The following is a 13,578-nucleotide window of genomic DNA, read 5'->3' on the forward strand; positions in this document are numbered from 1 at the left end:
ATGGGTATTCGAGAGGACCTGAGGAACGTCATGACCGGCATTGTCGAATTCTTCTTCGATGAGGTGGAGGAGATATTCGAGGATGCCGCCACTGAGTTTTCATCCGCAATTACTGAGCGGATGATTCGACAGCTGATCGTGGTTCCGAATCCGTATGAATCAGCCACTGCTGGCAACGTGTTCAACGGGGTATTCGATATCTCGCTGATACTGCTGCCGATTTTCTTCGCGGTTGCCCTCGTCGCATGGCCGTTCGGGGAGAATAGGGAATTCAGCATCGTTGAGATGATAATCCGGCTGGTGATGGCGATTTTCTTCATCGGGATTTCCCAGCCGGCGTGGGGGTTCGCTATCGATGTGACCAATGCCGTGACGATTGGGATGCTGGACTACGACCCGACTGTCGGTGGGGCCTTCGGTTCCTACGAGTCGGCTGGGGATTTGGCATCCACGCTAAGTATGGTCATCTCTCTGTTCACGGCGTTCCTGACGATGCTAGCTGTGATATTCACGATATTCTTCCTGCTACTCCGGTGGTTCATAGTGTATCTCGTGTTCATCGGAACCCCGTTCTTCGTGGCTCTCTGGTTCGTTGGACGAGGCCCGCTGGAAGCCGTTGGTAACGTCGGGGCGACCTATCTCAAGATGGGCGTCTACGCGCTACTGTCGGGCCCTATTATCTCGCTGGTCATCCTCACGATGGCACTCATCGAAAACGGTGGATTCGTCGAGAGTGCCGACGGAATAGCTGGAACTGCAGCAACTCTCGCTGCGGAGATAGCCCTGATTATGATCTTCCCGATAATACTGGTCGTAGTCGTCTGGAAACAGATATCCTGGGCGGGCAAACCACTCGGCGTCGGGGAAGCCGCGACAACTGCAACTTTGGCTGCCGCTGCAGCAGTCGGGACCGTCGCCACGGGTGGTGTCGGCGGCATTGTGGCGGGTGGTGGTGCAGCAGCCGGTGGCGCCGGCGCTGCTGGTGCTGGTGGTGCAGGAGGTGCCGCTGGGGCGTCCGGGGCTGGTGCTTCAGGCGCCAGCGCTGCCAGTACAGGTGCGTCTAGCTTAGGAAGTGGTGGTTCTGGACTGGCCAGTCGTATGGGGAGTGTAGCGCAGCGAGGAAGGAAATTCGCTACTGATCAGAGCCAGACGCTATCGAAAGTCGACGACAGCGTCAGCTCCGGGGTGAACAAAGTGAGCGAGACGGCATCTGGTGTTGCCGATAAAGCGAATCCAGTGAGTCAGTTCAACAAGTCGGTCGACAATAAGAGAAAGGATGCTAAGCAGGCATCACAAGCTAGTGAATTCGTTTCTGAAGCAATCACTTCCCGCGAACTTGATCTTGAGAGAGCATCTGAACTTGGAGTTATCTCTCAAAGCCCAGCAGAAGGAGCTAGTGCAACTGTGCACACAGATGCGGATTCGGGGGCTACAATGGCCTCCTATCAAGATTCCAGCGGCAGGATGCAGACAGTGAATCTTTCGGAAGAACAAACTGCTGCAGCAGATCGGACACACAAAGAGCAGAAATCAATCAACCGGAGAGAGATGGCGCAAAAGGCAGGTGAGAAAACGTCCGCCGCTGGAAAAGTTGCAGCCGGTCGGAGTAAAAAAGGAGCAAAGATGGCAGGATTCACTATCCCAAAAAATGTCTCAAAAATAGGTGCTTCAGCCCTCGTTGGTGCAGCTGGTGGCAATCCTTATCTGGCCTATTCTGGGACCAAACGGTCTTCGGCAAATATGATGATTCGGCCAAATACGACAGGGAACTCTCCAGGGCGGCCTACTGAAGAAACGACATTGGATGAATTCGGAAAGGCAGCGGCAGGCCAAGCCGGTGACTCTGGGGATATCAAATGAATCAAAATGTCTCAAATAATCGGAGCCCCCACCGTTCTATTCAAATATTATTGAAGTGATAGAACAAACGAAGGAAGTATCGATGATGACTCAGACGAAGACGAAATCAGTATAAATGTCATACATACAGTGGTTGGGAGTCGCGCTGCTGCTCTTTGTAGTTGATCTTCTTTTGACTATCCCAATGCACCTCTCCTATCGTTTGATCGACCGGTTCTGGCTAAAAGCAACTCTAAGCACAATCGTAGTGCTGATTGTAGCTGCTTATATTGGACTTCCTTTTGGTCAGGAATGGGAAACCATAGACAATAGCGTCGCGTTAAATGGAATTCTGATGTATGGACTGGTATATACGCTAATGTTCATACCTGCGTCTCTATGGAATGGAAGAGTCCACGGAGCCATTGGTACAGGCAGTGCCCTGTTGTTTCTGTTTAGCTTCGGGCTGACATTCGTCGAGGACTACGTAGGAGAGCAAGCTCTCAATCAGGGATTCGTCGGTGAGTACGTTCAGCCAACTCTCTGGCTAACTATATTCTTTGTTGGAGTGCTCGTAGCCTGGTATCGCAACGATACGAAGCCTTTGAGCGCAAATTCTGACATACAAAGCGCCAAAACGATCCTATCAACTTCGGGCACTGAACCGAATGTCGACTCAACTGGTATGGAACCACCAGAAAAACCCTCCACTGATGCCCGAAAGAGCCCGCCCCAGCAAGTATCAATGACTCCGGCGCCAGTAGATTTAGATCAATTATCCTACGATTGGCGATACTCTCAAACCACGTTTGTGGATATCGGCGGGTACTACGAGGTGAAAGAAGCGCTAAATCAGCGTGTTCTAAAGCCACTGAGGACCACACTCGAAGGCGATGATCGGTACGAGCGGTTCGGAATCCAGCCGTCTCGAGGGATCATGTTCTACGGGCCGCCAGGAACAGGGAAAACGATGTTCGCTCGGGCACTCGCCGGCGAACTCGGGATTCCCTTCGTAGAGCTGTCACCGGGAGATGTCACTAGCAGATGGGTCAATGCCAGTACTGAACAGATCCAGATCCTGTTTCAAGAAGCGCAAGCGCTGGGCCCCTGCGTGATATTTATCGATGAAGCGGAGCATCTCTTCGGTGCACGTACTCTCGGTGACGGGACGATTCATGCAGAGGATCGCAAAGTGACCTCGGAGTTCCTCGTCCAACTTACGAAGGAGAATCGTGAGGCTATCGTCGTCTCAGCCACGAATCGCCCTGCTGATATCGACTCAGCAATACTCCGTCCGGGTCGACTATCGGCCCACTTTGAGGTCGGCCTCCCCGACGAAGAGGCACGTCATGCCATACTGAACGTGCATCTCGCTGCTGTCCCATCGGAACTCTCCGGTGAAGACCTGGCCGAACTCGCAAGCCACACTGCAGGACTCACCGGAGCGGAATTGAAAGACATCGTCGAAGATGCGCGGAGAAATGCAGCTGAACGCGATGCAGAGTCGGTTGAGCGAGAGGACTTTCCACCGAATGAGGAATTAGAGGGGCTCTCCGAGATGAGGAATCACGACATCGAGGAGCTACCCCGTGTTGACGGAAACGATCCGATTGGGACTAGTACGCCAGACACCACTGATATCGATGCGGCTGACTTCGAGGACCCCGGACAAGGCACGCGCGGGTATCATTGATATGGCGATTCGTACGGTGATACTGAGAGATTGGATATCGCACCCCAGTGTGTTTCTCAGCCTATCCTTCTGAATCGGCTGTTAGAACAAGACTGCAAATCGGCCCCTGCCACCCAACTCTTATTGCATGAAATAGTAAAGTAATTTATTTTACTAACATGAATTTCTGGGTAAAGGATTGTTAAATGGTTTGAGATGACATGTTGAAATGGGCACACTCCCACATCATTTAATCACCCCGCGGCCCGGTATGTCCACTCAATTGTCAGAGGCAACCCTGTGATCCCTTCTTGTCCCAAGGGGGCCATCCTTCGTCTATACTGTTCAGCTCAGAGTAGCCGGGATGATAGATCCATACAGAAAGAATAAAATAAATCAATCTAATTGTAGTGACGGAATGGATATTGAAGCAACTTTGTTAGTGCATTCGAATTTTTTCCGCTCAACAGAATCTAACAGAATAAAACAGACTCTCTCTAAGCACTCTGATAATCATCTCAAACTCAATGAGCAGATCTTCTCTGTCAACGAATGGAAATTACAGTGCAATGCGGATATGTATGGTCCAATGGAGCAAGAAGCAGACTCAGAGTATTTCGATGAGATCTACGCTTTTTTCGTAGAAACTTCTGATATTGAATCAATCGCCCAGGTACTGACAGTTGGAACAGTTAATAAGGAAATAATTGAGAAGCTTAGCAGACAGACAGCTATTGAAGCTCGGTCAACCCGAACAAAAATACGTGAGACACTAGAACAGATTACAGATACATATCCAAACGGGCTCGTTACTGAGAGCGGACCATATCCAGGAATCTTTATGTTACATACTGATAGTAACTTAATTTCTTCTGTAGACTCAGTAGAGTCATTTCGCTCGTCAATTGCTAATCTTGATGTGTATGGAATTGATCCATATGAGTCTCTAACAGTCGTGGATGATCGTCTAATCATTTCGAACGATTGGGAAAGTAACCGCGAGTCACCACTTCCCACACTTTCTGAGATGAAAAACTCACTCTATCCCCTTACAGATTCAGATGATTGGGTTTCATGGTTTCAACTAACCTTTCGTCAGCTGAAGATTCTCACACAACCCTTACTGATTGACCATTGGCTACACTCTCGCTCTGCGGCTATTCGTGCCATTGATGACGAATCACATGGGTTCACTGTGCCGGAGACTGATGAAACTGAAGAACCAGCTGATGTTCGGGAAACCGAAGCAGACCTTGAGTCACTCCGTGATGATTGGGTCCAAGAGTACACGACAACTACAGATGATATTGCCCAAATGAAACAACTTCTTCAGGACTATGTCCAGGGTGAGAGCACCCCTCCAATTGAGAAGTCTATTCCATCAGATACTGATGGGTACCTAACCAACTGGACTACCCACCTGGAAGACCAAATAACGAATCTTGAAGGCTCACTCGAGCGAATACAGACAAAACTTGATATGATTGCTGGTGTAATCCGCGATCGGTTGCAATCAACTGCAACACGATCTAATCTTTCACTCCAGACTTCTGTCGAACGATTAACGTGGTTCCTCCTCGGATTAGGTTTACTCCAATTTATCGTTTCGATTAGAGATACTGGTTTAATCAGCTTTCTAATTGACTATTTAATGTCTACACTTGATTATATTCCTATGACCGAACTTATTGTACTGCTGGGTGCTTTTTTGTTTGTGGGTTATTTTTTCGGACACACAAAATAGTGCTCTCATGGTATTTTCCGTAACACTCTTCGGCTAGGGAAATAGTTGAATAGTAACTTGCAGTACTAAACAATGCATGGATTCCAAGATGGGGCGGCAATTGAGTACGGAGACGTTTCGTGGAGTGGATTTAAGGGATTAATCGATTCTGAAATAAACAATAATACCTACTCCAAGGCCCGGTGTAAAACGGTCTTTTGTCACAAGCCTCCTCATGAAGTACTACCGCGCATCACCGATCGTCAAGAGTCTGCTATTGTGGAAGTAACCGAAGAGGAGGACTTCTATAGCGTTTCGGTCAGTCGGACGATTGAGAGAAGCGATATAGATGGTGGTGAGCGCCAAGTTGAAGGAACATTTGCACTTTATCAGCATGGTGGGTCCCAAATCTGGACCGCATTAACTGGCTACGACCCAGACTTCTTCAAGCGAGGTTTCAAATGGGTTTTCAAACGTTCTGAGCCACATATCTCGAATTTATACGCGGATTCGGAGGAACTTCGAGATATCTTAAAACGCGTGGAAAGAGAACTCTCTGTAGACATCACTGTTGACAAGACTGTTGTTTATTCGCGCGATGAGGGACAAATCAGTTTCCAGACGCGGCCCTATAAGCAAGTATTCACGGATAATAAATTGACTAATGGATACGTTGATAAGCTCAATTTTACAGCTACACGTAACGGTGAATTGTTCTTTGATGGTTTCATTAGCCGAGAAGGAGTAACCAAATTGAATGCTGGAGAGCCTGACCTTTTTTATAAGTATCTTGTTGGTTCGCTAGTTAATGTAGTCTCAGATAAGCTAGAGGTGCTAGTAGATACAAGCCGTGAGGAGGGCGGTCAAATTACTGAAATTGAAGTTGAATTTGACGAAGATGTACTTCGATCACCGGCAGACAATAGAGAATTAATTGATGCTCTTGATGATTTAACAAAAACGACGATGGCTGTCTTCCACGATAACCCCTATGCCCACTTGTCACTGGTGGATTTTGTAGACGGATCGAACCATGATATCTATGTTACAGGTAGTAACACAGTATCGATTGTCCCTGGATACAAAGGGTCAGTCAACTCGCTTATTCGAGTTGCCGACCAGCTTTCAAAAGAATTCCAAGAGGGGGTAATGCATGTCCGTGAAGAACCAAACTACGATTTAACTGACTTTGTTGCATAATTATGAGTGATTCTGATATGCCGTGTGTCCCAGGACGGCATCACCAATTCAAGACCTACAATGATACGGTTGACGTGATTAGTGGCTGGGAGACTGTTTTCGGAGTATATGACGAGTATTTTCCCCAGTATCACTTTGACCGGTTTCCGGATAATGTCGGATCAGGCATTGAGTATGTCCCCGATTTTTCGGTCTATTTTAACTCGAAGTACGGTGTTATCGCAAAGATTCTCCCACAACCTAAATCATATAGCCCTGAAAAAATTGCTACAAAACTGCTAGAGATGTGTAGTGGAGTTGAGGATAGTTATGCAATTGAAGGATCTGATGGTACAGTTCAGGAACCAGAAATGACTGATATCGTCGCTTTTGTTCCAAATGATTACTCCTCGCAGTTCGGCGATTTATTAGCTAAAAGATTTGATGATGGATATTCGTTGGAACCAAATCTGATCTTAATCCGGTATGGCATGGATGATCAGCGAGCCAACTATGTGTTTCAGAGAGAAACCAGACTGGACCAAGAGTTCCGTGAGGATCACCTCCCTGACGAACAATCGCTCAGCAATACAATTGGCCCGGATGGAGGATATCAGGCTTATCAATTGGGGACCAAAGAATTCCTCAGAGCGAAAACTCACAAACCAATTTATAATGTCGAGCCGCCTGAGTCGTATCTGGCATCGTACCTCTGGATGAAAGTCTTCCCCACTGAACTTTCAGATAGGGATTTTCAGGCTTGGCGAGAAGGAAATATTGTAAGTAATGAGGAAATCACTGTCCGCCCACCATCTCTTCAACAGACACTAAATACTCAGCGAATAGAGGATGGAGACGTTGCTATTGAGTGGATTGAAAACTGCCTCCAATTTTTGAGTACGGCTAGGCACGCGGATGAAGCCAATGGGCGATATGATATTAAATATACTGGACTTGTCAAAGATATAGATATTTCTGGGGAAGATAGTTCGTCGGCAAAACACGAGCGTCGACGGGAACTCGCAATTACCCTAATCAGGCGGTACTGTAAGTATGGAGGAATGATTGAAAATGATAACCAGACATCTCTTGTGCAGTTTGAGTAAGTTGTCTATTGAGTGACTGTATTGACCGATACACAGTCCCAATCTAATTGGAAGATTGCTGACCGAAATGCGCTCTGGATTCAGCACGGTCTCAAAAAGCTATCTGCTGCTAAGGATTTCAACAGGGCCAAGATTATCACGAAATCGTGTCTATTTCGATATACGGTTGGGTACCGGCCGGACGGGCCGGCATGAACGTCGCAGTCCGGAACGTCTAGTTCGTAATCCCAACGGTGATCCTACATGAAACTGGAAGACACACGAATCGCGATGTTGGTCGGACCCGGATTCGAAGACCTGGAGTTCTGGGCCGTCTACATGCGTATGGAAGAGGAAGGGGCACAGATTGACGTCGTCGGTACGGAAGCCGGCGTAGAGTACACAGGCAAGAGCGGCGGACTCACCGCCGAGACCGAGGTCGCGGCTGAGGAGGTCGACCCGGCGGCGTTTGACGCGGTCCTCGTGCCCGGTGGCTGGACGCCCGACAAGATTCGCCGCGACCAGTCGGTGCTCGACCTCGTCCGGGACGTCTACGAGGACGGCAACATCGTCGGGATGATCTGTCACGCCGGACTGGTCGGCATTTCCGCCGGCATCGTCGAGGGCTCGGACGCGACGGGGTCACTGGGCATCAAGGACGACCTCGTAAACGCCGGCGCGACCTGGGTCGACGAACCGGCATTCCGCGATGGCAACATCGTCTGGGGGCGCGTCGTCGCGGACATTCCCGATTACTGCCGCGTTTTGGTGGACACACTGGCCGAGCACCCCGCGTAAGAAATCGTCTCAGTTTCCGGTGGCAGGGGATGCGCCCGTAAGCGCGTCTGTGTAACAGCGCAGGTGCCCCTTTGCTTCCGATGGCTCAATACGACGAGCCGGGTTGGCTAATTTTTATTACACCGCCTTAGGTACGGTCTCAGTGGGACACGGATCTGAGGTCAAAACCCCTGATAGCTCCCGACCTCAAATCCGAATCCCGTGTGTCTTTGGCTGGACGTTGGTTACGTTCAGCCAGTCGTCGACGTCGCCAGCAATTGGAATAGAAGAAACTCACCACAAAACGTATATCTGGGGTAGAGAATCTTTCCCGTGTGGGCGACGGTCTCCGCGAGTTTCACACCTCCAGTTTCCAGTTGCCGGGACCTCGCCCAACTGCATCTCGCCGGGTGTTGCCCACGCCCGGTTTTCTGCAACTCGTTTCGGGAGGTGACACTGGTGTTACGGGAGAATTTATGTCGTCCGCATATAATGTACAGAGGCCGATTGGATAACGGCTGTCAGAGGCACCGGTAGATGGTCTACACACCAGCTACCGTTTCGAAACTCAGACTGAAAGCTGCTCAATTCTCCCAGAGTGTTTGGATACGCCCCTCGATAGCATCAAGAACCGTAGAGTAGACATCCAGCGGATGGCGTGATGACAGTGACAAGTCGATGGCTTCCACTGCGGTTGGTGGTTGGTGGAAGTGCACTCGTGCGTTGTGTGGATTTGGATGGCGGTCCCAGCGACACTCCCATCGATTATCATCCTCGTGTGTTTCGACGTAGTGAAACGAGAAATCTCCCGTCGTAAACCAGCGAATATCGAGTCGAGCCGCTATGACGCCTTCAGGATACTGTCCCGCGTCGACTAAGGCGTGAAGCAGGCGAGGCTCGTAGCTGTCTGGATCGAATTTCGTCTCGGCAATGAGTGCCTCAGTTCGAAGGTGCCGGGCCAGGAGTTGCAGCGTCTGTCGGTCGGGTGGACCGGGAGAACCTGAATTCGGTGTGGTTGGGTCTGGCCCCATCTATGCCGGGATGAGATGCCCATCGTTCTCTGCGAGCTGGCGGGCGAGTTCGTACAGTCGAATATCCCGAATAACACCGCGCCACTCACTGACTGCAGTCATCCGGTCATGAATAGCCTCGTGGCTGTCCTGGTCGTAAACGCTCACAGCAGTTGGATCGGTAGCGTCAAATTCATCTTCATAGTCGGCCCGTTCTTCTTCCAGTTCACCTACCCGGTCGATAATCTCCTCGACGGTCAGTTCGTCGGCAATCCGGCTAGCGTCTTGCCATTCTAAATACCCCTCGTTGCGTTCGTACTGCACAGGCCGGCCGTCACGGTTCACACTGACAATGCCCATCTTCGCTAGTCGATCAAGATGCTTTTTCGCAGCGTTCGGAGAACAATCTGCGACGTCTGCAATCTCGGCAGCGGGGGTGGGTGATGTAATCCCCATTGCGACATCGTAGACACGACTGAACGTATCCTCCCCTTGCTGCCACCGTCGTTCGGTGGCTGGCGACTCTGGCGCTGGATCAAACTCCGTCATAAGCATAGGCAGGGTACGAAGCGCAATATATCTTTGTGAGAGTCAGATATATGCGTTTCATTGAGCATTTCAGCTTCGACGGAGATGAGACTTAGTCGCTAGCGATAGGAGCGCGGTACGGGCCGGGCTCGTTCATCACAAGATCGTCGAAGTGAGCAGTCCGGGCGACTAATCGGGGTACGTCGGGTTCCAAGTCAGTCGTCAGCGAACCAGCGAAACCAGGCTCTGTGAGATAGATGTAAAAAGCCAATTCGACGATCGCGTGGACAGCGTACAGCATCTCAAGAGAGTTGACGCCGGGAATGAGTCTATCTTCAGCGAACGCGTCCGTACTGGGAGAGTCTGCTGAAAGGCCACCAGGCATACCACTCCCCAACTCGGAGCTCCGAGTTGCGAACGGTTCCTCAGCGAGCGAGTGCTGCCATGCGGGGTCGACGACGCAGAGAAATTCATCGAGTATCGTCCGGACGAGACTGCCGCTCGCGAGCATGATTTCATCGAATCCAGGCGAGTGGTCCGTGAGAGCTTGGGTCGGCCCTTTCTTGGGTTCGGAATGAGTGTCGATGTGAAGATATTTCGAGGATTTCGCTTTGTTCGCGAGTTCTACAGAGAGGAAGGTGCCACCCTGTGCGGTCGACAGCGCAAGCTGGAGTTCATCGAGGGCTTGAGAGACCACAGGAATGTACTTTTTCGAGTAACCCAGTTCGCCAATAGCAGCGTGGATCGAACTGAGTGTGACTGGGCTGTACTTAGGCGTATTGCTGGGGTTATCGACATTTGATGACCCGTCGTTTTGGGAGGGTGCAGTCATTTACGGAGGTTAGTTACGCCGGCATGGAATATGAACTCGCGCAGTGTTCGAGTGCCACACTTGGAACCGTAGTGTGAGGTTTCTGTTTGAGCGGCTGAAATATCCAATCGAGGACCCTCCATGTGCGATATGTATTATCGGATAGAACAGCAATCGGTTCTAGCTCGCTCTCGATAGTTACCCCACAAATTCAAAGTGTTTTCGCCTTGTGGGGTAACTATGGCAGAGAGGCCCCCGACTCCGGATCTTCCGAAGTATCTTCGTGAGCCACTCCAGAAACAGTCCCCGGAACGGCTGGAAACGGTAGCGGCCTACGCAAGTGACCTTGCCGAGTGGAAACGAGAACAACGAGAGGCAGAACTGGAACAACGTCGAGCTGAGGAAGAAGTAGATGAAGAGGTGCTTGAAGAGCTTAGTGAACGAGATATTTCGACCGATTCCGAGGACTACAGCGATGTTCCGAGTGGAGCCTACATCACGGTGAAGACTACAAAAGAGACTGGCGATAAGTCGTACCGATATTTTTACTGGCAGTGGCGAGAGGGCGATTCGTGGAAGAATGAGTACATTGCCCCGGTTAACCCCAAGTGAAGATTGTCGATGAGTTTGGAAGCGATGACCCCCTCCCCCCGTCATCGATGTGTAAAACCGTGAGAAGGGGGCGGGGGGAGAAGACGAAATCGAGGAAAACGGAGGGAACAGTCGCAAACACGGGCGAGAGGTCCTCACACTCTATAAATAACTTCTCTAGAACTTATGACTCTAGTCTGACGAAGTTTTATGTAACCCCCGAGTTAACCTAATCCGCAGTGGACCTAGAGTAAGTGTCAACTGGAGTATCTCTCAAGTTGATCGAACGAGGTCAATTCCTCTGGATGAATGTCTTTCTACACCCTTCTTCGCGTACTATCGCTAGCTTTAGATGCTCTCTACCTGATTGAGACTACTTGTTCTGTCGCCTCTACCCATCCCTCACTGGTGATTTACACATCGATGACGGGGGGAGGGGGTTGCAGTATGAACTTGAGGTAATTCTTCAGAGACCTCCCCCTCTCTTTTGAATGAATGCATCCTCCAGAATCAGTAGAATATAGCGAGAGTGCTTGCCACTATAGACGACCTGGACTCTGTATTCAATAATCGCGATCGCCCTTGTTCGGTTTCGTGGAATCAGTCACTGCATCGAAATCAGTTACACTTCGATGACGGGGGGTGGGGTCAGGAACTTACACATCGACGGCGGGGGGTGTGTCCTACTCGAACTTGATGAAAATACCGTCCCTCAGTCTTGGTGGAACTCTTTGAGTTGCGCGTTAACCACCGTTCGGAGTAGTTCTCCTTGGCCAACGATGCCCTCTAAACGAGTATCGTCGGTGACTCGATCCATAATCCCCGTAGGGTCACCCGTGAAGGTGAACTCCATGTACATCCCCCCGCCGCGGCCTCGACTCTTCCTCGACGTCGAGATGAGCCCGTACGTAGAAAGTTCTTTGACGTACTTGACATACGTCTCTCGAGTCATTTGATCCGCGTCGAGCTCATCAGTAACCCACTGATACACTTTGAATCCAACTGGGCTCGGAACGGAACTGCCTGAGCGCTTCGAATAATGTGCGACGGCGGCAGTGGCGTACAGCGAGATCTTCTTCTGCGTCGTGAGCCCCTCCACGAGTTTCAACGAGCGGTCCTTATCGATTTCTTCCTGGGATTCTCGGACGTGGTGTTCGTCGACGCTGTCCTCACCACGCTCGTCGGCGAGGTCGCCGGCGCCACGGAACAGGTCAATTGCCTTCCGAGCGTCCCCGTGACTCTGCGCTGCAAAAGCAGCGACGAGTGGAATCACGTCATCAGAGAGGGCGTCTGGTCGGAAGGCATCGCGACGATTCTGGAGTATCTCGCGCAGTTGATTAGCGTCGTAATCTGGGAAGTAGACGTCCCGTGGGTTGAACGAACTCTCGGCTCGGCCGTCGATGTCCTCCATGAATTTCGGGTCGTTCGTCAGCGCTGCGACGGATACTCTGCCCTCTATTTCGTTCGTATTGCTGGCTCGTGAGAGCTGGTAGAGCAACTTCGAGTAGGCGGGTTCGTCGTTAGCGCGGCGTCCGACCAGGAGGTCGATCTCGTCGAGGATGAAGATGACCGAATCGTAGTGTTCGTTGATGAGTTCGTAGAGACGTCGGTACTTGCGTTTCGTCGACACGCCAGTTTCGGGGACGCCCACTTCTGCGCCGACGTCTTTGGCGACTGTCTGGACAAGTTCATAGACCGCTTGATCGAGCGTATTGATCGGCTGGCAGTTGATGTCGACAACACCGAAGCTCTCGCCCTTCGATTTGCAGAGCTCGACGATTTGCTGGGTCACAGCACCGATAATAAGTGACTTTCCAGTACCGGCGGGGCCGTAGAGGAGCATATTTGGCGGTCGGTTTGCTTGCAGTGTCGGCTTCAGGAATGACACGACCGATTCGAGCTGATCGTCGCGACCGACGATTCGCTCTTCGTCGATGATGGTGTCGGGCTCGACGAGATCACGATTGACGAATACTGACCCGTTACCCTCCTCGTTGAGCATATCCCGAATCGACTGCTGTGTACTCTCGCTAGCATTCTCTTCAGAAAGACTGAGGGATGCGTCGTCGGCAGCGGGATTATCTTCAGTGGCGTTGGGCTTCTCCTCTACCTCTGATTGCGTTGATTCCTCTTCCAACGTAGATTGGTCACTCCCACCCTGATTGCTGCCGGCCATACTCCTGCTGTGTGACGCAGGTACTAAAAAGATTAACCTCCGTCGATGTATATCTCTCCGCCTCATTTGGGCTATCCCTCATATTTGCCAATCTGGAATATCTGGACTTTGTACCGGTAACGAAGTACATTGCTGTGGTTCACCCCCCGTGCTCGAAGTGTAACAGCGAGCGGATTGGCTGGATTTG

The 13,578-nt window shown here is 50.7% G+C and carries 11 protein-coding genes; 7 read left to right on the forward strand and 4 right to left on the reverse strand.

Annotated elements, in window-relative coordinates:
• From EGH21_RS17220 to EGH21_RS17245, 6 genes are all read left to right on the forward strand, one after another.
• A complete protein-coding gene (locus EGH21_RS17220; RefSeq protein WP_220619708.1) occupies positions 1-1,860 on the forward strand; it encodes a hypothetical protein in 1,860 nt (619 codons plus the stop codon).
• Positions 1,861-1,975: 115 nt separating this feature from the next.
• Complete coding sequence (locus tag EGH21_RS17225) at positions 1,976-3,532, forward strand: ATP-binding protein (protein ID WP_220619709.1); 1,557 nt, start codon at positions 1,976-1,978, stop codon at positions 3,530-3,532.
• Positions 3,533-3,875: 343 nt separating this feature from the next.
• Positions 3,876-5,255, forward strand: coding sequence for a hypothetical protein (locus tag EGH21_RS17230; protein ID WP_220619710.1), 1,380 nt, complete (start codon positions 3,876-3,878; stop codon positions 5,253-5,255).
• 72 nt (positions 5,256-5,327) lie between these two features.
• Entirely contained in the window at positions 5,328-6,434 is a 1,107-nt protein-coding gene (locus tag EGH21_RS17235; RefSeq protein WP_220619711.1) for a hypothetical protein, read from the forward strand.
• A 74-nt stretch (positions 6,435-6,508) separates the two neighbouring features.
• Positions 6,509-7,519, forward strand: coding sequence for a hypothetical protein (locus tag EGH21_RS17240; protein WP_220619712.1), 1,011 nt, complete (start codon positions 6,509-6,511; stop codon positions 7,517-7,519).
• 243 nt (positions 7,520-7,762) lie between these two features.
• Positions 7,763-8,296, forward strand: coding sequence for a type 1 glutamine amidotransferase domain-containing protein (locus EGH21_RS17245; RefSeq protein ID WP_220619713.1), 534 nt, complete (start codon positions 7,763-7,765; stop codon positions 8,294-8,296).
• A gap of 563 nt (positions 8,297-8,859) precedes the next feature.
• On the opposite strand, the gene EGH21_RS24745 is transcribed toward EGH21_RS17245, so the two are convergent.
• From EGH21_RS24745 to EGH21_RS17255, 3 genes are all read right to left on the reverse strand, one after another.
• Positions 8,860-9,306 carry a toxin-antitoxin system TumE family protein gene (locus tag EGH21_RS24745; protein WP_425433310.1) on the reverse strand — a complete coding sequence of 149 codons (447 nt, stop codon included), beginning with the start codon at positions 9,304-9,306 and terminating at the stop codon, positions 8,860-8,862.
• Entirely contained in the window at positions 9,307-9,834 is a 528-nt protein-coding gene (locus tag EGH21_RS17250; RefSeq protein WP_220619714.1) for a winged helix-turn-helix domain-containing protein, read from the reverse strand. It abuts the gene before it with no gap.
• Positions 9,835-9,925: 91 nt separating this feature from the next.
• Positions 9,926-10,645 (reverse strand): hypothetical protein, encoded by a 720-nt coding sequence (locus EGH21_RS17255; protein WP_220619715.1) that lies wholly within the window; start codon positions 10,643-10,645, stop codon positions 9,926-9,928.
• A 219-nt stretch (positions 10,646-10,864) separates the two neighbouring features.
• On the opposite strand from EGH21_RS17255, the gene EGH21_RS17260 reads away from it, so the two are divergent.
• Positions 10,865-11,236, forward strand: a complete 372-nt coding sequence (locus EGH21_RS17260) for a hypothetical protein (protein ID WP_220619716.1) — start codon at positions 10,865-10,867, stop codon at positions 11,234-11,236.
• Between the two features lie 691 nt (positions 11,237-11,927).
• Here the strand turns inward: EGH21_RS17260 and EGH21_RS17265 are convergent.
• Positions 11,928-13,217, reverse strand: a complete 1,290-nt coding sequence (locus tag EGH21_RS17265) for an orc1/cdc6 family replication initiation protein (protein WP_220589807.1) — start codon at positions 13,215-13,217, stop codon at positions 11,928-11,930.
• Positions 13,218-13,578: the final 361 nt, after the last annotated feature.

Source organism: Haloarcula rubra (assembly GCF_019599465.1).
GTDB classification, from domain to species: domain Archaea; phylum Halobacteriota; class Halobacteria; order Halobacteriales; family Haloarculaceae; genus Haloarcula; species Haloarcula rubra.

What these genes read in the sequence shown, in the direction of transcription:
- EGH21_RS17220 (WP_220619708.1), top strand. Translation starts at nt 1, where the DNA reads ATGGGTATTCGAGAGGACCTGAGGAACGTCATGACCGGCATTGTCGAA.
- EGH21_RS17260 (WP_220619716.1), top strand. Translation starts at nt 10,865, where the DNA reads ATGGCAGAGAGGCCCCCGACTCCGGATCTTCCGAAGTATCTTCGTGAG.
- EGH21_RS17235 (WP_220619711.1), top strand. Translation starts at nt 5,328, where the DNA reads ATGCATGGATTCCAAGATGGGGCGGCAATTGAGTACGGAGACGTTTCG.
- EGH21_RS17265 (WP_220589807.1), bottom strand. Translation starts at nt 13,217, where the DNA reads ATGCTCAACGAGGAGGGTAACGGGTCAGTATTCGTCAATCGTGATCTC.
- EGH21_RS17230 (WP_220619710.1), top strand. Translation starts at nt 3,876, where the DNA reads ATGATAGATCCATACAGAAAGAATAAAATAAATCAATCTAATTGTAGT.
- EGH21_RS17225 (WP_220619709.1), top strand. Translation starts at nt 1,976, where the DNA reads ATGTCATACATACAGTGGTTGGGAGTCGCGCTGCTGCTCTTTGTAGTT.
- EGH21_RS17250 (WP_220619714.1), bottom strand. Translation starts at nt 9,834, where the DNA reads ATGACGGAGTTTGATCCAGCGCCAGAGTCGCCAGCCACCGAACGACGG.
- EGH21_RS24745 (WP_425433310.1), bottom strand. Translation starts at nt 9,306, where the DNA reads ATGGGGCCAGACCCAACCACACCGAATTCAGGTTCTCCCGGTCCACCC.
- EGH21_RS17245 (WP_220619713.1), top strand. Translation starts at nt 7,763, where the DNA reads ATGAAACTGGAAGACACACGAATCGCGATGTTGGTCGGACCCGGATTC.
- EGH21_RS17255 (WP_220619715.1), bottom strand. Translation starts at nt 10,645, where the DNA reads ATGACTGCACCCTCCCAAAACGACGGGTCATCAAATGTCGATAACCCC.